The sequence below is a fragment of the Lentibacillus salinarum genome (assembly GCF_042679865.1).
In the GTDB taxonomy this organism is placed as follows: Bacteria; Bacillota; Bacilli; order Bacillales; family Amphibacillaceae; genus Lentibacillus; species Lentibacillus salinarum.
In genome coordinates, this window is the sequence record NZ_JBHTNH010000017.1 from 47,400 (window position 1) to 66,266 (window position 18,867).

Sequence of the window (18,867 nt, forward strand, 5' to 3'; positions counted from 1 at the left end):
ATTCAGATTGTCAATTATTATTGGATGTTTAAAAAGCCCGGATACGCTAGGATTAGGCGCCGTGACATTTTTTATATTTTTTGCCGCTGCCGCACGGACACGGGTCATTCCGTCCAACCGTTTCCGTCTTCACGTAAGGTTTCCGTGACTTTTTCTTATCATCCTGATCCTGCCCGCCGGAAACCGCCTGCGTATTTTTGACGACTTCCTGGCGCTGCAGATTATCCCGGATTTCTGCTTTCATCACGTATTTGGCCACTTCCTCTTCAATTTCAACGACCATTTCCTCAAACATCTGAAAGCCTTCTGCCTGATATTCCTGCAGCGGATCGTTCTGACCGTATGCACGCAGGTGAATCCCCTGCCGCAGCTGATCCATCTGGTCGATATGATCCATCCACTTGGTATCAACGGTACGCAGAACGATTACTTTTTCGAATTCACGCATTTGTTCAGACGAAAGCTCCTGTTCTTTTTCATCATACCGAGCTATCACCTTGTCCATGATGTCATCGATTATTTCGTCCGGTTCTTTCCCTTTGATAGCGTCCACAGAAATATCTTCCGGGCTCAGCAAATTGCCGTGAACGTACTCGATAATCGAATCAAGTTCCCAGTTTTCATCAAGATCATCCTGTGTATTCGCACCGACGACACGTTCCAATGTGGATTTGATCATGCCTTCTACAATATCACGCAAATCTTCGGTCGCTTCAATCACGTCAAAACGCTGTTTGTAAATGATGTCGCGCTGTTGTCTCAGGACGTCATCATAGGAAAGCACGGTTTTACGGGCATCAAAATTATTCCCTTCAACCCGCTTCTGGGCAGATTCTACAGCTCTTGACACCATTTTGCTCTCAATGGGCTGCGTATCATCCATGCCCATTTTTTCCATCATCGAACTCAAATTTTCCGAACCGAAACGACGCATCAGCTCATCTTCCATCGACAGATAAAACTGCGATAAGCCAGGATCCCCTTGACGGCCTGAGCGTCCGCGCAGCTGATTGTCAATCCGGCGGGACTCATGCCGTTCCGTACCAATGACAGCAAGCCCACCAAGCTCCTTCACACCATCACCAAGCTTGATGTCGGTTCCACGCCCAGCCATGTTCGTGGCAATCGTTACGGCACCTTTTTGTCCGGCATTCTCAATAATTTCCGCTTCCCGGTAATGGTTTTTGGCGTTCAGTATATTGTGCGGGACACCGGCTTTTTTCAGTAGTTTGGAGATTAATTCCGACGTTTCAACAGCAACAGTACCGACCAGTACAGGCTGTCCGATTTCATGCCGCTGTTTAATATCCTCTGCTACAGCCCGGAATTTTCCCTCCATCGACTTATAAATCATATCCGCCTCGTCATCACGAATAATCGACTCATTCGTGGGGATGGCGATAACATCCATATTGTAAATATTACGGAATTCTTCTTCTTCGGTTTTAGCCGTACCGGTCATACCGGCCAATTTCTCGTACATCCGGAAAAAGTTCTGAAATGTAATCGAAGCGAGCGTCATACTTTCATTTTGAATCTGCAATCCTTCTTTGGCTTCAATCGCTTGATGGAGACCGTCACTGTAACGACGTCCTTTCATCAGCCGGCCGGTGAACTGATCCACAATGATCACCTCACCTTCCTGGACGACATAATCGGTATCACGCTGCATGGACACATGGGCTTTTAAAGCCTGGTTAATATGGTGGGTCAATGACACATGATTCAAGTCAAACAGGTTTTCAATGCTGAAATACCGCTCTGCTTTATTGATCCCTTCTTCTGTCAGTTGAACACCTTTCGTTTTCTCGTCAAACGTGTAGTCTGTTTCCCGGTTTAACGTCCGGACAAAGGCATTCGCCTGTTGATACATCGACGCTGATTTTTGTGCCGATCCGGAAATGATCAACGGTGTCCGCGCCTCATCAATTAAAATCGAATCCACCTCATCAATGATTGCGAATGGAAGCGGACGCTGGACCATCTGTTCCTTATAAAGAACCATATTGTCACGCAAGTAATCAAAGCCGAATTCGTTGTTTGTCCCATACGTGATGTCACAGTTGTAGGCTTCCCGTTTTTCCTCTTTTGTCATACCGTTGCCATTCATACCAACTGTCAGGCCAAGGAAATGATATAGTTCACCCATTTCCCTAGCGTCCCGGTCTGCCAGATAATCGTTAACTGTGATAATATGCACGCCTCTTCCGGTTAGTGCATTTAAGTAGGCAGGCATCGTGGAAGCAAGTGTCTTACCTTCACCTGTCTTCATCTCGGCAATATTGCCTTCATGCAGGGCAATGGCACCCATAAGCTGAACAGGGAATGGCCGCATGCCCAACACACGTCTGGAACCTTCACGTACAACAGCAAATGCTTCCGCAAGCAAATCATCCAATGATTCACCGTTGGCATACCGCTCTTTAAATTCGTCGGTTTTCCTGCTGAAATCATCATCGGCTAATTGTTCCATATCAGACTCCAGTGCTTCGATCTGATCAACTTTACGCTGTAATTTATTTAACTGTTTCTTATTGCCATCACCAAAAATCTTTGTGAGTAACCCTGCCATATAAAACGCTCCTCATATGATTTCATTAAAAATACGTGTCCGGCCCCACCATCTGGCGCGTGCCGTTATAATCTCAATCGTCATTGCTACGTTCTGACGCTAGAAAATGCTACTTTGCCACCAAAACACGATGGCAAAGTTCTATCATAGCACGTAATCTTGTTTATACTTAATATCGTCCAATATTTATGATAACGCATCTCAAGTGGTATGACAACTGATTGAGGTACGTGCCAACATAACAGCAAAACAGTCTTTGAAGCTGGAATGAGCCTTTGTGCGAATACGAAAAAAGAAAGAACAGTCCGGGGATGAACTGCTCTTTCAGTCGTTGAGGCAAACTGAGGCAAATATGAGGCTAATAGGAAGGCCTATGTAAATGAATAGTGTTCTTTCTGCTTCCTATCCAATTCTGACAGTCGACGATTGGTAACAGCAACAATTTCCAGCAGCTGGGCAATCGCTTCTTCATGCTGCCTGACCTGTTGAACTAATTCGTCATACGCTATTTCACTCACATAAGCACTTCCTTTCTTCTTGGATAATTCTGTTATAGCACGGAATTGTGCCATAATGCCAATTGCCATTTTTCAATTTTATCTTCCAATCGACAAAGTTTTATCCTGAAAAGTACAATTTTCGACGCACTTTCCCGTTAACCAGCGAAAAATACAGCTGCTTTATATTACAAAATTAAATTTCAGCATTCCATACGACAACTTTCGACATAACATAGCTAACCCTTGGTCTGCCTGGACTTCACGGAGATAAATGATCGGTTTCGTTTTTGGAACTCCCTTATGACAGCGGCCAAAAGAAAAAGGCGATCCCTCTGCAGGAACGCCCTTTCTGTCAAAATGTATCCAGCGCAGTAAAAGTCAGATAAAGACTCGACTGCCTGTTTTCCTTCATATTAACTATTCGGTTCGATCAAGCCATACTTTCCATCTTTCCGGCGATAAACAACATTGGTGTTGCCGGAGATAGCATCTGTGAATACATAGAATGCATGTCCCAGCAAATCCATTTGCAAGACAGCTTCTTCTGAATCCATTGGTTTCAGATCAAATTGTTTTTTCCGGACAATTTCCGGCTCATCATCATCTTCTTTTCCATTTGCAATTTCGGCTTCTTTTTCAAGTTCGGCAAATATGTGTTTCGGAGAACCTTTTTGTCTGAATTTACGATTCACTCTTGTTTTGTACTTGCGGATTTGACGTTCCAACTTATCCACTACCAGATCAATGGCTGCATACAAATCAACATGTCGCTCTTCGGCTCTGAGCAGCAAATCGGGTATTGGAATCGTCACCTCAATTTGTTGTTCATCGTTGTAGACACTCAAGTTAACATTGACATCGGATGATGGTGGTGTATCAAAGTACCTTTCAAGTTTGCCGATTTTCTTTTCGACATAGTCACGAATCGCGCCGGTCACCTCAATATTTTCACCACGAATATTGTACTTCATACAAAGTGTCCTCCTTTCATCCTATGTATTTATTATACTACATTCCCGTACTTTTTTCCTGCTTAAACAAGCACTGTTTTCCAGGAAAAAATAGATTATGGAACTTTTCAGCAATCAGGCCTTTCACACCGAGCATCGCGGCTAATCCTGCTTATCAAGAAAGGCTGTTTTCTAGATTGTTGTTGTTGACACAACATCCAAAACTGCGACGTAACTATTGCTTGGTTGTTTTCTATAAGTACGTGTCATTCCCGCCGTCCGGGATCGCAGCTTCACCGAAAAACCTGCAACACGACGAGCACAAAGCAAAGCTTCACCGAGTACGCTTCAACCTGCGAGGAGTGCAGCTTCACTGAAAAACTTGCAACACGACGAGCACAAAGCAAAGCTTCACCGAGTACGCTTCAACCTGCGAGGAGTGCAGCTTCACTGAAAAACTTGCAACACGACGAGCACAAAGCAAAGCTTCACCGAGTACGCTTCAACCTGCGAGGAGTGCAGCTTCACTGAAAAACTTGCAACACGACGAGCACAAAGTGTTTTTCCGCAGCGATGGACCAGCATTTACTTAAATTCTGAAGTTTGGGAGGAATTCCTGATAAAGTTACGTCGCAGTTTTATCAAATGCAAGCGTCTAAGGGCAATAAAATTCACGAAAAGAGCCTTAAGAAAAATGCTGACGCGTCATTTCAGATGTCAAAGGTCAAAAGTGGATTGGAATAAATTGGCAGGTTAGCCAATTCCAGTATTAAAACGTCTTCCAAAATTTTATTTTTATCTTACCAAAAAAGCTCCGGGGTACCGGAGCTTATAGCTTTAATTTCTGCTATCCATGTACATACCATCTGCTGTTTTCACATTTTCATATGGATTGAGGTATGAGCGATTGGATTTTTTCTGTTTTTTGGATTGTTTCATTTCCAGCTTCAACGCATCAAATAGCGCATCCATTTTTTGTTGTATCTGTTCATTCAGCGCAACTGTCTGCTGGCCGGTCAATCTTTCATCAGCGGTAAACGGTGGGGTGATTTGATCAAGCAACTTTTTTCTTTCGTCAAGCAATTCATGAACTTCCCCCATGATGTCATCCCTGTTTTGGGCATTAACTTGGCCATTAAGCACATCTTCAAGCTCCCGGGTTAGCACCAATAATTGCTGCAGACGGTTCATTATACCCGCCTACCCTGGGCATACCGGCTCTGACGTGTTTGCTTAATAACCTGCTTCCAGGTGTCACGGAACTCGGTGACATAGGTCAGCGCCTCTTCCAGAAAGGCCGGGTCATTTTTAATATTGGCCTCTTTCAGCTGGTGCAGAATATAGTCATATAATGGCATCATCTGTTGTGAAATCACCACGTCGGTATCCAATGTGACCATCAGTTCCTGGATAATTTTCTGAGCCTTTTGGATATTGCTATTTTTGGCTTCAAACCTGGCGCTTTCCATATCCTTCATCGCCTGTTTAATAAACTTGATACAGCCATTATACAGCATTAGCGTAAGTTCCCCTCCCGATGCTGTGTTGACGGCATTATTCCGGTAGGTTTGGTATTGTTTTTGAATGGACACTCCGAAACACTCCTTTAAAGCGATTGATAACATCACGGCTGCGGACTACATCATGCCTCCGCCGCCAAACTGGTTCTGTAATTGTGCCGACTGCTGGTTCATCTGCTGTATTGCCTTCTCCATCTCGGTGAATTGGCTCCAATAACGATTTTCCACTTGAACCATGCGCTCTTCAAAAGATGCTATTCGCTCATTCAAATCTTTCATTCGTTTGCCAATTGTATAGTTTTCCAGGGTATCTGTTCCCTTCCCTGCACGCTGCTCAATCTGACCTATTGTAGAATCAAGTGAATCTTCAAGCCTATTAATAACACCTCTGTCATCACCTTCTGAACCATTGGAAAAAAGCTGGTGTACACTGTCCGGGTCATTGGACAGGGCATCTTTTAATGCCTGTTCATCGACTTCCAATTTTCCGCCATCCAAATAATTGCTGGTGGTCGTAATTCCGATTTGTGTTAACGATGTATAAGCACCATCTGTTTCAACCTCGGAATACCAGCTGCTGCGCATGGAAAAAAGCCCTCCGGAAATAGACGATTCGCCACGGAGAATCCCGCTTTTTGCTTTTTCTTCCCAAAGTTCAATTTCCCGCTCGGACATCTCGTTCTTCTGTTCCTCGGTTAAAGGGGGATAATCCCGGAATTTCTCCTCCTGCTGGGTCCCATTGAGTTTTTCGACGACTTCATTGTACTGATCGACAAAGTTCATAATCGATTCAAATGATTGTTCGACATCATTGGCCACAGTGACGTTTGCGCCATCTCCTGTTGTTGTATCGTTGAACTCGTAAGTGACACCACCGAGTTCATATTCGTTATTATGGGAAGTCATTTCTATTCCGTTGTATTTGAATTCAGCGTCTGTTCCACCTGTTTCTGCGCCTGTCAACTTCAGACTGCTGAAAAACGCATCACTCGAATCAAAATCGATTTCACTGCCATCCGTATTGTAATCACCAGTTCTTGTTGTTTCCATAGCCACTTTTTGTGAATGGGGATCGTAAATGGCACGGACATTATTGTCATCCTCTGTAATCATTTCCAACACATCGTTCAGTGTGTCTTTTTCGCCGATAGTATAAGAGTGCTCTTGTGGGTCACCGTTACTGTCATAAGTTGTAAAAGATACAGAATCAACCCCTTCATCAGACAGTATGCTATCCTCGTCCATTTCAAGGCTTTCCTGACTCATCGTAATGGCTGAAGTTGCCATTTTATTTACCTTTATATTAAACGTTCCCTCATCAGCGTCGGATGAAGCGGTTGCTGTTACTGCGTTGTCCTGTGATGAATTAGCCGACTTTGAGTTGTATGTACTGCTCTTTTTCATATCAAGGGTCATGTCATCCAATTCTGCTAACGTTTTATTGACATCACGAAATGCATCCTGTTTCCAGGTAAGTTTTGTCTGATCCTGTTCCATTTTTTGCAGTGGCATTCGCTCTGCTTCCATCAGTTTATTAACAAGATTATCAACATCCATTCCTGACGCCAAACCGCCAATACGCATGTTTTCTAACTCCTTTCAGAGAGTGCTCTAAAACCTGTTTTAAATCTTTTCATCTACATGTAAACCCATGAATTCTACCATTGCTGCATACATATCGAGCATTTTTTCCGGTGGGATTTCCCTAATAACCTCATCTTTGTCACGATCAATCACTTTAACATAATAGCTATCAAGTTTATCATGAAGCTCAAATTCAAGGCTCGTCCGTAATGGTTCCATAAACGCATTTAATTGGGATACGATTGTTTCCGCTTGATCTGCATCCATTGTTAGTTCTTTATATTGTTCTGTATTGGTGCTATTTTCGGCATCTCTTTCCTTTGCAGGTGTCATGTGCTTGCTGTTATGTTCATTTTGCAAGGGTTGAACTACTGTTAGTGCATCTTCTAACTTCATTGCCCATGCAACTCCCCATATTAAATTTATTTATTGTTTATATCGGCAAAAAAAATAAATTGTTAAAGAATCTGCCTCATTTTTCTTCCGTTTGCAGGATATCCAAAATATCCTCTGATAAGTTGGCAGCCTCATTATTCTGCCTTTGAATATCAAGATAAATTTCTTTCCTGTGAATATCGACTGATCCGGGTGCTGAAACTCCCAGTTTCACTTGATCGCCTGCCACATCAAGTACTTTAACTTCAATATGTTCACCAATTTGAATTGATTCATTTTGTTTTCGTGTCAAAACAAGCATAGCTACTCTCCTTTCACCGCTGTGGAAACAGATGAAGTGATAGCTGCTTTGGATGGATAAACGTCTGTATTTAATATGTACTGCTTTCCTAGTTGATTTTGTGAATTGATGATAATCGGTGCTTTCAGGTTAAGTGTGCTGGTATCAAACGGTTTTTTTACCGTCACAATGGCCAATACGATAACGTCTGCTTCATTGCTGATAGACAGACTTACCAGTAAACTGTCATCTAAATCGACCACGTAGTCCTGATAAAAATGGTATGGGTTGACGACGACAAATGCTATATCAGGCGTATCAGCTGACTGCAAAATCTGAAAAACCGGATTCCTTGGCATGTCCAGCAAAACGAATTGTTTTTCATTCGTAAATCCCGGCAGGCCTGATGGAAATTGAAGGATTTTGTGATGATCGACTTCCATTTCCCCCAGATATTTTGTTTGTATGCGCATGATATGCTCATCCTTTCTTATACTGAATCAGAGGACAAGTGGATAAAATCTATTTGCAAATCCTGATATTGTCCTATACGGGTTGTCACGTCCCCGGGTATATATGTATGCGTTGGTTTCTGCGACTGGTTATCGATCACAGGCTTGTTCACATTCACGCTAATTTGTACATTTGCCGGCTCGTAATTGGTTTTCGCGGCAAAGTTCGATGGTATGAACGTGATCCCAGGGGACTTCTGCTGATCATAGGCATTTGTTGTGGCCTGACTGACAATCGGATTACCTTCATTTTCGATCTCCATCAGCTCCTTGCCCTGTTTGGCACGGCGGGCAATCCCTGCCATTCCGTCTTGATAGCCATCATTTGCATGTTTTTCAATACGTTTAAAAATATGCATCAGTCCCATTTCTTCCCATGCCTGTGTCTGGTCAATGGTCAGTTTGGATGGCTTAGTCTCCATCGACACGTCAGCATGAGGCTGCCGAATCGATATGTCAGCTTCCGGCTGCCGGATTTCCTGTCTGGCAGGGGTTTGCTGTATTTGAATTTTTGCCATGTGAGATTCCATCCGGATTTGCGGCAAGCGCATCTGTCATCACCCTTTAATCAAATAAAGCCCTGTACCGAACATGGCCAGGGCTGGCAGTATTTATTAACGCAGAAAATCGACTAATGTTGGCTGTATGATTCGAGCTCCTGTCGATAATGCAGCACGGTGAACACTTTCCTGACTTATCAGATCGGTAATGACCTTTTCATAATCAATGTCCTCGTTTTCCGACATCGTTTTGGTAGCCGTAATTTCCTGTTCGCCCAACCGGTTTTCCACTAATTCAAGCCGGTTCATACGTGCTCCGAGATCTGCCCTTGCGTTAATGATATTATTAATATTTTCGTCGAGTGTATCAATACTGTCTTCCACAGCCGCCTGATCATTGTTTTCTAATGCACTCATAAAATCCGGAATGTCAGTATTGAATAATTCTTCGTCAAAAAGTTCTGTCGCATCAACATTTGCCTGGAGTTTTGTTCCCTTTATGATTTCAATATTTACCGGAGTCGAATTTACTGAAACATTTAAACTCCCATCTTCATTAACGGTAACAGGTCTTGTGTCAGTCTCCGTCCCATTAAAAATATATTTGCCGTTCACATTCGTATTGGCAATATCAACGAAATGTTCTTGCAGCTGTTCAACTTCTTCTTTCATGTTCTGTCGCTCTTCCGCATCATATGTATCATTGCTTGCCTGCACCGCCAGCTCACGCATTTTTTGCAAAGTTTGGGTTGCCTTGTCCAACGCAGCATCAGAGTTATCCATCCACGTGTGCATTTCATTTGTATTCCGCTGAAATTGCTCGACTTTTGTTACCTCTGTACGATAGCCCATCCCTTTCATGGCAATGACAGGATCATCAGAAGGACGGTTGATTTTTTTGCCGGTCGATAGCTGCTCCATGTATGTATTCATTTTGGAGTAACTACTTGACATATGATTTAGCATATTATTCGAAAGCATACTTTGTGTGATACGCATTACATTAACCTACCTTCCCACTAAACCCATATTATTAATGATCCGGTCGACCATTTCATCAACTGTTGTCATACTTCTGGCAGCAGCATTATAGGCATGCTGAAACTTAACCATGTTGGACATTTCCTCATCAAGTGATACCGAGCTGACTGACATTCGCTGTTCATCTACCTGCGATCGGAGTGTTTGCGTATTCTCAGTCATACGATTGGCTTCCTTTGCCATTACCCCTAAATCACCAATAACTGATTCAAAAAACCCATTAACAGATGTATCGCCCAGCTCTTCCAAAGATTCGTCAAAAGCGTCTGACAGGTCAGAAGCATTTGCACCGTCCCCAGTTCCGAAATCGTTACTGGCGGCTATCAATTCAGGATTGTCCAAAATGTCTTGATTTACGGTGATATTTGCTGCCGGCTCTTGTCCGGAAGCAGCTTGAAAAAAATCTTCTATACCTTGATCACTGTTCAAATCGAAACCACTGCTATGAACCTCGTTAAATTTTTCAGCAAACGCCTGGGCCATTTTATCCAAATCACTGATCATATCCGGATATGTGCCTTGGGTTTCACCATTCTCGTCCACATACCCATATGACTCGATTAAACCATTCAACGACCCTGTTGAAGAAAAGGACTCACCACTCACGGTAATATCATTAACCGCTTCATAATCATTATTTGAGTACTCGACGTCAATCTCATTATAACCGAGCTCACCACCGTCGGTTATATCGCCATTCACCAGTTCCGGTACATCCAAAGCGTTCCCGTTCTCATCCACAAGGTTAATCGTCGCCAGGCCATCAGCCATATCTGATGCACTGTCACTGCTTTCAGAATAACTTACCTCGATATTCACGATTTCTGATAACTCATCGATCAGCCGGTCCCGTTCATCATACAGGTTATTTGCCAATTGTCCATGTGTTTCAATATCTTTAACCTGGTCATTTATTGAATTTATCTGGCTTACAAGTGAATTAACATCCTCTGTCTTTTCATTAATCTCACTTTCGAGATCTGTACGTATGGAACTTAAAGAATCAGACAAATAGTTAAACGTTTCAGCTACATTCACGGCTCTTTGCGCGACGACAGACCTTTCACCGGAGTCTCCCGGATTAGCTGATAAATCCTGGAGCGACTGCCAGAATTGGTCCATTGTTTCAGAGAGCCCTGTTTCCGAGGGTTCATTCAGCAAACTTTCCATACGACTGAGCGCATCTGCCTTTGTGCTCCAATAGCCGGATGCACTGTTTTCAGCCCGAAATTGGTGATCCAGGAATTGATTGCGAATCCGCTGTACCGATCCGGTCTCCACACCGGTTCCCATTTGTCCAGCCATTTCCGGTCGATTACGTGAGGCCGGGGGATACGCTGAGGCTGATTCAAAGTTCACGCGCTGGCGTGAATACCCTTTCGTATTGGCATTGGAAATATTATTACCGGTCGTATAGAGTGCTGATTGCTGAGCTGATAAAGCTTGCTTGGCCATTTCCAGGCCATGGAAAGTACTCATTGGTTTGCCCCTTTCGTCTGCCTGCCTATGCTCTGGAGTCAAAAACAGATCGTTCTGGTGAAACAGGTGCGTGTTTATCCCCATAGTTCATATGACTTAAAGATGGGTTCATCATATCAAGCGATAATTCGACAAATTGCATGGATTGCCGGATCAAAGCCTGATTCAGCTGCTCCTGCTGTTTCAATTGCGTGATCGTATCAGCCAGCTTCACAGCTATGTTTTCCAGATCATGTTTTGCCCTGTCATCGGTTATCGTCTCCAAAACTGCTGTCATGGTTGGCTGCTTCAAGGTGATACCTGCATGTGCCAGCCATTGATCGACAGCCTTTTGCCGGTTGGTCTCAGCCTGTTCCAAAGCCTGCACATATTTGTGTTCTTTGACGAGCAATGTTTGCAGCCGCTCCACAGAGCCTTCTTTCACGATGTCTGTCTTTTTTCTTGCGGCGTCAAGCAGACCTTCGTGCAGCTTAAGCAGTTTCTCCATTGCTTGTATCATAGCATAAACGGACACGTTAGCGTCCTCCTTTTTCGTTTTGGAAGGGAAATAATCCCCACTTATTAAGCCGGGATAGCTCAGGATTCCCTCGACCAGAAATCGATCATTTTTTGGGCGGTTTTTTCATGATTGATTTGATAGTCTCCCTTATCGACGGCGTCCTTAATGTGCTGAACATACGATGCACGCTTCGCATCTGCTTTTCCATTCTTCAGCATTTCCTTCGCCTGATTGGATATCTCCACCTGATCGTGTTTAGGCGTATGTTTTGTATCGTCCGTCTGCTTTTGCATCTGTTGTTTATATGGATTAAAGTTTGATTGATTCGGACCATATATTTTCATGCCAGATCACCTCGATTATCCTACATCTGCTTCTAATACTTTTATCGGCAGATGAGACGATTATTTAAAGTATAGAGGATTATTTCTTAAACTTATTAAATGTGTAATAAACACTTTCTGATTCAGTCATTTTTCTACGTTCATGCTCTTTCAGCCTTTCGTGGCGTTCCAGATCCTTTTTCAGTTCATCTGAACAATCAGCACACAATCGGCCGCTGACAATATTTACCCCGCACCGTTCACAGGGATAAGCCAGTTTCGGAAAGTCAGACGTGCGTAGTCTTCTCTCTTTAATAAACTTAATAATCAATGCTTCCTCGACAGCCGTAGCCTTAACAATCTCATTCATGGTCGCTTCCCGGTTTTCCCGTTTGCTTAGAAACCGGTAAACAATCCTGAATGCTTCCTCTACTTCTCTATAACATGCTTGACACACATCATGAAATGTTTTCCCAAACACTTTTCCGCAGCGGGAGCAATTTGCCAATTCAGCCATTGGCCCTCTCTCCTTTTCCCTGTCATTCTACCATATTCTTCTACTAACCCCGAATCAATGTCAAAGCATAGACAGCCGGGCAACCATGCTTTTTCAGAACAGAAGCAGCACGTCTTAGTGTTGTTCCAGTTGTATAAATATCATCGGCAAGTAGGACCGGATTGTTAATGCTTCCTGTCATCCGAAATGGATTATCAGCTTCCAGACGTTCGCGGCGGGACTTTTTGGACTGTTTTTCACGATGGCTGCGGGTAAGTATGTCTAGTGTTGGCAGTGGCAAAAAGTCTGCCAGCCTTTGGGCCTGGTTAAACCCACGTTCATCCATCCGCTGCCCACTTAATGGAATCGGGACAACAGCCGTTTTCCCGGGAAGAAAAGAAAATTCCCTGTCAAATGCCTGACGGTAATCACGTTGAAAAGCTTCTGCTAAACAATAATCACCCCGGTATTTCCACCTGGCAACCATCTCCTTGATAGCTTCATTATACGCAAAAACGGAATAATTGCATATCAACGAGTCCTCCTGCGTTGTGCGCCGCTCCAACCACGTGCAGTCGGGACATCTATCACTGTCACTTACCCGGCTGCACTTGCTACACCGTTTTCCCTGCAGAATCATTAACGTATCCTCACAGGACGCACAGAGGCGTTTCGGTTTGGGCAGCCAAATAATGGTTTTCCAGCTGATTTCCGGCATAATCGTCGTATCACACCATAAACAATGCATGTTACCGGAATCCTCCCCGTTTATTCATTTTGCTGATAGCCCGTACAGCCTGTACCATCGCTTCAGTCTTACCGTCATGGAAAAACACAACTTCCCCTGTCGGATCGTCTGGGCTCCTACCGGCTCGTCCGGCAATTTGTACAAGCGCCGCCTCGTCGAAAACTGCATGGCCTGCATCCAGAACTACCACGTCCACGGACGGAAAGGTGACGCCACGCTCCAAAATGGTCGTCGTCACCAGGATTTGAAATTTTTTATCCCTGAATTGCTGAACTTTTTCCTCGCGATCATGATCGGAAGCATGGACAGCCATAATCGTATCGTCAGACAGGGTGGCAGATAACTTTTGTGTGAAGCTTTCAGCCAGCTCAATAGTTGGCACAAATATGAGCAATTGCCGATTGGGATTATTCCTTGTCGTCAACCACCTGTAAAATCTGTTAGGCGGCTTGGCTTTTTGCACGTCTTTTTTTAATGTGTGCGACATAAGAAAGATTGGTACCGGTAGCGGCTGTCCGTGAAAACGCCTGGGGACAAATATATGCGGAAGTTTCCCTTTGGCCATCCGGGTTTGATAGGCCTTTCCGGGGGTGGCCGTTAAATAAATCGTGGTGCTGATATCTTTTTTGGCCCGATCAGCAGCGAAGGGGAGTGCAGGGTCATGTGTGTATGGAAACGCATCAACCTCATCGATAATGAGAACGTCAAACGCCTGTTTAAAACGGAGCAGCTGGTGTGTTGTGGCGATCAGCAGCTGGGCTGTTGCATCCTTTTCCAAACTGCCGCCATACAATCCTTGAATATAAACACCTGTAAAAGCCTCACGCAGACGTGGCAGCAATTCACGGACCACATCTGTTCTGGGCGTGGCGATGCCTACCCGTTTCCCCCGTTTCAGAGCTTCCGTGATCCCCGGGAAAAGCATTTCTGTTTTGCCAGCACCACAAACGGCCCAAGTGAGCAGCTCTGTTTCATGGTGGCTGATTGCCTTGGTTATGCGATCCGCCGCTCGCTGCTGTGCTGACGTTAACTCACCGTCCCAAGTACACGGGTTTTCATAAGCCGGCCATTGGTATTCCGGACCCGTCCATTCGTACAGTGGCGTACATGCCATGACGCGGCCCATCTCAATACACTTCCGGCAATACATATGCGAGCGTTTACAATCCTGGCATGGGATTTGGCCAAATAATGATTGTTTTTGATTCCCACAGCGTTGACACTGATAGTGGAACCATGTTTGTGTTATGGACGGTTGGGGTGTGAAATAACGCATGTTCAGAAGGTGTTCAAATAAGGGGGCATCAAGGAGGATTTCACGTCGCAGTAAAAATTTTCCTACATAACGTTGACTGAGTTCCGTGTCATCCATAGCATCACGCTCCTGTATCATTTTGTAGGGGGAGAGAGAAACCGGCCGCAATGCCGGCTCCTAACTGTTCGTTTATTTCGTGTACCAGCAAACACCAAGAGCCCCTTCACCAAGGTGGGTGCCAATAACAGGGCCGAAATAACTGATCATGGTTTCCGCCTCAGGATAGTCAGCCTCGAATGTTTCTTTCAATTCGACGGCAGCCGCTTCATTATTGGCATGAATAAACACGACTTTCAAGGCTTTTCCTTGTGCCGCGTCTTCACGTAACATATTCATAATCCGGTTTAACGCTTTTTTGCGGGTACGGATTTTTTCAAACGGAACAATTTGCTTATCAACAAAATGCAAAATTGGCTTGACCTGCAGAACGCTCCCAACAAGGGCCTGGGCACCATTCAGCCGTCCGCCACGCTGCAGATGACTTAAATCATCAACCATAAAATAGGCACGTATGGTCTGTTTTATCGCATCAAGACGTTCCACGATGGCTTCCGGCGATTGTCCTGCCCGGGCCTGCTCAGCGGCTTCCAGGACGTAAAAACCCTGCCCCATACAGCTTAATTCCGAATCGTACGCGTACACATCAATGCCATCGACCATTTCTCCCGCGGTGATAATAGCTTGATAGGTACCGCTTATGCCGCTGGACAAATGGACGGAAATAACGGCGTCATAATCACCAGCCAATTCCTCTAGTTTTTTGGTTAACATCCCAATTGACGGCTGTGACGTTTTCGGCAGTTCCTCTGACCCCTTCACTTTTTGATAAAATTCCCCGGTTGTGATATCAATGCCTTCCCGGTAGGCATCGTCACCGAATACAACACTGAGCGGAACAATATGAATATGGTGCGCATCTATTAAATGCTCAGGAATATAGGATGTGCTATCCGTCATTACGGCAATATTCATCGCATAACGTCTCCTCATACTTGTACTATTTTCTCTTATTTTACATCAACCGGGCCAAAAATGCACCACTAAAAACGCTGACATGTCTTTTCAGATGCAGAGGTCAGAAGTCGGATTGAAAGAAATCGGCGAATTAGCCATTTCGGTATTGAAAACGTCGTCCAAAATCTTTTTAAAAATACTCTGCAGCCAAAAGACTGCAGAGATCCCGAATTCGCTTTGATTAATTTTGTACTTCCACCCAACCTTTGCGGATAGCTGAAACGACTGCCTGGGTACGGTCGTTCACACTCATTTTTTGTAAAATATTACTGACATGATTCTTCACCGTTTTTTCACTAATATACAATCGTTCAGCGACACCGCGATTGCTTTTGCCGTCTGCCAGGAGCTGCAGCACTTCACATTCACGGCGAGTGAGCAAATGGAGCGGTTTATGGTATTCAACACTGCTTTCGCCGACAGTGGTGACAGTCTCACGGGCCAGACGGCGGTATTCCTGAACGAGATTATGCGTAATTTTAGGGTGGAGATATGATCCGCCTTCCCGGACAACTTTAATTGCCTCAATTAAAGCATCTGAATCCATCTCTTTCAGTAAATAGCCCTGCGCCCCCGTCTTCAAAGCATGTGTGACGTAATTCTCGTCATCGTGGATTGAGAGGATAATGACATACGTATCAGGAAATTTGCGAACAAGGTCGGATGTCGCCTGCACGCCGTTTAATTTCGGCATGTTAATATCCATTAACACAACATTCGGTCTGTACTTTTTGACCAATTCGGCAGAAACATGGCCGTCATCACCTTCAGCGACAACCTCAAAAGATGGTTCAAAATCAAGTATGCGTTTAACCCCTTCGCGAAATAACTTATGGTCGTCAATCAGTACAATTTTGGTTTGTTTTTTACTCATTACTTATTCCTCCCGGGTTATTACTCTATTAGGTTATTCTAACAGCCGACTATATTCCGCCGTATGACGAACTCACCCTATTACATCTATGTATCAATATCCCTTACTTTCTATATCGCTATAATGCCAGTTTACGTGATTTTTTGTAAAATAGGAAATGTTAAGAACCACTATACGGCACTTTAATCAAAATGGTGGTGCCTTTTCCGATCGTCGAATGGATGGATAATGTACCATCCAGCATTTCTACACGTTCACGCATGCCAATTAAACCAAACGACTTTTCCTGTTTTACCGCGGGGTCAAAGCCCTTTCCATCATCTTTGACCACCATGGCAATCGTGTTTTGATTGATTTCCAGCTTCACCCTGATGAATGATGCCTCAGCATGTTTGATGGCGTTTTGCAGGGCTTCCTGCATTAAACGAAAAAAGGCAATTTCATATTTATGATGTACCCGTTTTTCCTGACCGACAGGCGTAAATTCAATTTCAATATCATTATAATCAGCAGTGGTTGCGACATACTTCTTAATCGTTGGTATCAGGCCTAGGTCGTCCAATGCCATCGGCCGTAGATCATAGATGATGCGCCGGACTTCATATAAAGACGAACGTATCATCTTCCGGACACTTTGGATTTCATTAATCGCTTCATTAGCGGTGCCATTCCGAAACGTCCGGTCCACCAGCTCTGAACGGAGCAGGATATTCGCCAGCATCTGGGCCGGTCCGTCATGAATCTCCCGGGAAATTTTCCGGCGCTCGTCTTCCTGTGCCTCAATGATTTTCAACCCGAATTCCTGTTTCTCCTTCGCCTCTTCAATCATTTCATTAACTTGTCTGAAATCATCATTTAGGTAAGTGAGGATAACGGATATTTTACTAGCTAACCCTTCCGCGCGTTGAATAGTCTGATCCAGTGCTTTCAGACGCCGCTCGAATTCATCGCGTTTATCACGCAACACTTTTTCTTCTTGCCGCGTCACAGCAAGTTTCGTCTGCATGGCATGGGTTCGCTCATAAACGTCACGGATTTCATCTTCCGAATGCTGGTCGAATTCCTTGCTGACTTCTGACAGTCGCTGCCTGGAAAACCTTACTTTTTGTTCCAATTCATCCCCGTCGGTAATATGGCTGATGACTTTCTCCCGCGTCTCCTCCAATTCCTTCTGCAGCCGTTCGTACTCGGTTCGTGCCTCTTCGCTGATATGAAAAATTTCATCCTTGCTGTTTTGTACCACGTCAGTCATATCGTTGATGACAGAATCCAGTACCTTCTCTTCCAGCTTTTGTACCATTTATTCCCACCAACCTATGTTATATTTGTTCGTTATCAGTATGATTTTTGTAGGGGCTTTCACTCATATTTTTAGCATTTATTCCAACAATCCGGTAAAATAGACATATTGGATCTTTCGCTACCCTTTTGAATACGCGTTTTTTCCGGTTCCGTTATCCTGCATTTCGGTCCCGGTATTATCCAGTATAATAGCTCCCGGGAGGTAAAACGCAAGATGCTATCTAACTATTATACCGTAAAAAAAGAAGATTTCGACCAAACTATCATTCAAAAGTCCCGATTTATCGGCTATGTTAAACGTGTGGAAACGGAAGAAGAAGCACAGGCTTTCATCCAAAAAATTAAGAAAAAGCACCATGACGCGACCCACAATTGCTCAGCTTACATGGTCGGGGAGCATAATCAGTTCCAAAAGGCAAACGATGATGGGGAACCCAGCGGAACAGCCGGCGTCCCGATTCTTGAGGTGCTGAAAAAGCAGGAGTTAAAAGATACAGCTGTTGTTGTGACCCGCTACTTCGGTGGTATTAAGCTCGGGGCGGGCGGTTTGATCCGTGCCTACAGCAGCACGACATCACAGGCACTCCAAACGGCCGGGGTGGTGCAGCGGCGGCTGATGAAAGGTTTTTCGGTTGTTGTGGATTATGCACTGCTTGGGAAACTTGAAAATGCCCTGCGTAACGCTGAATATGTATTGGATTCAATCAATTACCTCGACAAAGTGACGTTCATTGTATACGTGCCTGACGGTGAAGAACACGTTTTCCACGACTGGCTGGTCGACCTCACCCATGCTCAAGCGGCGTTTTCGGACAAAGGAACGGCCTATGTGGAGATAGATGTATGACCGGATATAGTGCTAGTATGGTGATCCTCCGGTTGATAGTCGCGTTTTCCGGTCGATGCTGTGCCCGCTCCGGTCGATGCTGCGCCCACTCTGGTTGATGTTCGCCCGCCCCGGT

At 44.5% G+C, this 18,867-nt stretch carries 21 protein-coding genes; 1 reads left to right on the forward strand and 20 read right to left on the reverse strand.

The features are described from left to right. Positions 1-52: 52 nt before the first annotated feature. The 20 genes from secA to ACFQ4A_RS08415 all read right to left on the reverse strand — a co-directional run bounded on the left by secA (position 53) and on the right by ACFQ4A_RS08415 (position 17,903). A complete protein-coding gene (secA, locus tag ACFQ4A_RS08320) occupies positions 53-2,572 on the reverse strand; it encodes a preprotein translocase subunit SecA (RefSeq protein ID WP_382399472.1) in 2,520 nt (839 codons plus the stop codon). Between the two features lie 371 nt (positions 2,573-2,943). Then, complete coding sequence (locus ACFQ4A_RS08325) at positions 2,944-3,159, reverse strand: hypothetical protein (protein WP_382399474.1); 216 nt, start codon at positions 3,157-3,159, stop codon at positions 2,944-2,946. 326 nt (positions 3,160-3,485) lie between these two features. Next, complete coding sequence (gene hpf / locus ACFQ4A_RS08330; RefSeq protein ID WP_382399476.1) at positions 3,486-4,043, reverse strand: ribosome hibernation-promoting factor, HPF/YfiA family; 558 nt, start codon at positions 4,041-4,043, stop codon at positions 3,486-3,488. Positions 4,044-4,859: 816 nt separating this feature from the next. Continuing rightward, entirely contained in the window at positions 4,860-5,213 is a 354-nt protein-coding gene (locus ACFQ4A_RS08335; protein WP_382399478.1) for a flagellar protein FliT, read from the reverse strand. After that, on the reverse strand, positions 5,213-5,614 hold the full coding sequence (fliS, locus tag ACFQ4A_RS08340; RefSeq protein ID WP_382399480.1) for a flagellar export chaperone FliS: 402 nt from the start codon (positions 5,612-5,614) through the stop codon (positions 5,213-5,215). The genes ACFQ4A_RS08335 and fliS overlap by 1 nt, the downstream gene beginning before the upstream one ends. A 45-nt stretch (positions 5,615-5,659) precedes the next feature. Next, the gene (locus ACFQ4A_RS08345; RefSeq protein WP_382399482.1) at positions 5,660-7,126 is read right to left on the reverse strand and encodes a flagellar hook-associated protein 2; all 1,467 of its coding nucleotides are present in this window, start codon (positions 7,124-7,126) and stop codon (positions 5,660-5,662) included. A gap of 39 nt (positions 7,127-7,165) precedes the next feature. After that, complete coding sequence (flaG, locus tag ACFQ4A_RS08350; protein ID WP_382399484.1) at positions 7,166-7,522, reverse strand: flagellar protein FlaG; 357 nt, start codon at positions 7,520-7,522, stop codon at positions 7,166-7,168. Between the two features lie 76 nt (positions 7,523-7,598). Further along, positions 7,599-7,823, reverse strand: coding sequence for a carbon storage regulator CsrA (gene csrA / locus ACFQ4A_RS08355; protein ID WP_382399486.1), 225 nt, complete (start codon positions 7,821-7,823; stop codon positions 7,599-7,601). A gap of 2 nt (positions 7,824-7,825) precedes the next feature. Further along, positions 7,826-8,275: a flagellar assembly protein FliW gene (gene fliW, locus ACFQ4A_RS08360; RefSeq protein WP_382399488.1), complete on the reverse strand. Its 450-nt coding sequence runs from the start codon at positions 8,273-8,275 to the stop codon at positions 7,826-7,828. Positions 8,276-8,292: 17 nt separating this feature from the next. Then, on the reverse strand, positions 8,293-8,865 hold the full coding sequence (locus ACFQ4A_RS08365; protein WP_382399490.1) for a DUF6470 family protein: 573 nt from the start codon (positions 8,863-8,865) through the stop codon (positions 8,293-8,295). A 63-nt stretch (positions 8,866-8,928) separates the two neighbouring features. Next, positions 8,929-9,813, reverse strand: coding sequence for a flagellar hook-associated protein FlgL (flgL, locus tag ACFQ4A_RS08370; RefSeq protein WP_382399492.1), 885 nt, complete (start codon positions 9,811-9,813; stop codon positions 8,929-8,931). Between the two features lie 9 nt (positions 9,814-9,822). Beyond that, complete coding sequence (gene flgK / locus ACFQ4A_RS08375) at positions 9,823-11,334, reverse strand: flagellar hook-associated protein FlgK (RefSeq protein ID WP_382399494.1); 1,512 nt, start codon at positions 11,332-11,334, stop codon at positions 9,823-9,825. A 25-nt stretch (positions 11,335-11,359) separates the two neighbouring features. Then, on the reverse strand, positions 11,360-11,848 hold the full coding sequence (locus ACFQ4A_RS08380; RefSeq protein WP_382399496.1) for a flagellar protein FlgN: 489 nt from the start codon (positions 11,846-11,848) through the stop codon (positions 11,360-11,362). 62 nt (positions 11,849-11,910) lie between these two features. Continuing rightward, positions 11,911-12,177, reverse strand: a complete 267-nt coding sequence (gene flgM, locus ACFQ4A_RS08385; protein ID WP_382399498.1) for a flagellar biosynthesis anti-sigma factor FlgM — start codon at positions 12,175-12,177, stop codon at positions 11,911-11,913. A 79-nt stretch (positions 12,178-12,256) separates the two neighbouring features. After that, on the reverse strand, positions 12,257-12,673 hold the full coding sequence (locus ACFQ4A_RS08390) for a TIGR03826 family flagellar region protein (protein ID WP_382399500.1): 417 nt from the start codon (positions 12,671-12,673) through the stop codon (positions 12,257-12,259). A gap of 43 nt (positions 12,674-12,716) precedes the next feature. Continuing rightward, positions 12,717-13,400, reverse strand: a complete 684-nt coding sequence (locus ACFQ4A_RS08395) for a ComF family protein (protein ID WP_382399502.1) — start codon at positions 13,398-13,400, stop codon at positions 12,717-12,719. Position 13,401: 1 nt separating this feature from the next. After that, positions 13,402-14,514: a DEAD/DEAH box helicase gene (locus ACFQ4A_RS08400; RefSeq protein ID WP_382399504.1), complete on the reverse strand. Its 1,113-nt coding sequence runs from the start codon at positions 14,512-14,514 to the stop codon at positions 13,402-13,404. Positions 14,515-14,844: 330 nt separating this feature from the next. Then, positions 14,845-15,687, reverse strand: coding sequence for a DegV family protein (locus ACFQ4A_RS08405; RefSeq protein WP_382399506.1), 843 nt, complete (start codon positions 15,685-15,687; stop codon positions 14,845-14,847). A gap of 223 nt (positions 15,688-15,910) precedes the next feature. Continuing rightward, positions 15,911-16,603, reverse strand: coding sequence for a response regulator (locus tag ACFQ4A_RS08410; protein ID WP_382399508.1), 693 nt, complete (start codon positions 16,601-16,603; stop codon positions 15,911-15,913). Positions 16,604-16,763: 160 nt separating this feature from the next. Further along, on the reverse strand, positions 16,764-17,903 hold the full coding sequence (locus ACFQ4A_RS08415) for a sensor histidine kinase (RefSeq protein WP_382399510.1): 1,140 nt from the start codon (positions 17,901-17,903) through the stop codon (positions 16,764-16,766). A gap of 216 nt (positions 17,904-18,119) precedes the next feature. Here ACFQ4A_RS08415 and ACFQ4A_RS08420 point away from each other — a divergent pair, with 216 nt between their 5' ends. Then, complete coding sequence (locus ACFQ4A_RS08420; protein ID WP_382399512.1) at positions 18,120-18,752, forward strand: YigZ family protein; 633 nt, start codon at positions 18,120-18,122, stop codon at positions 18,750-18,752. Positions 18,753-18,867 lie beyond the last annotated feature (115 nt).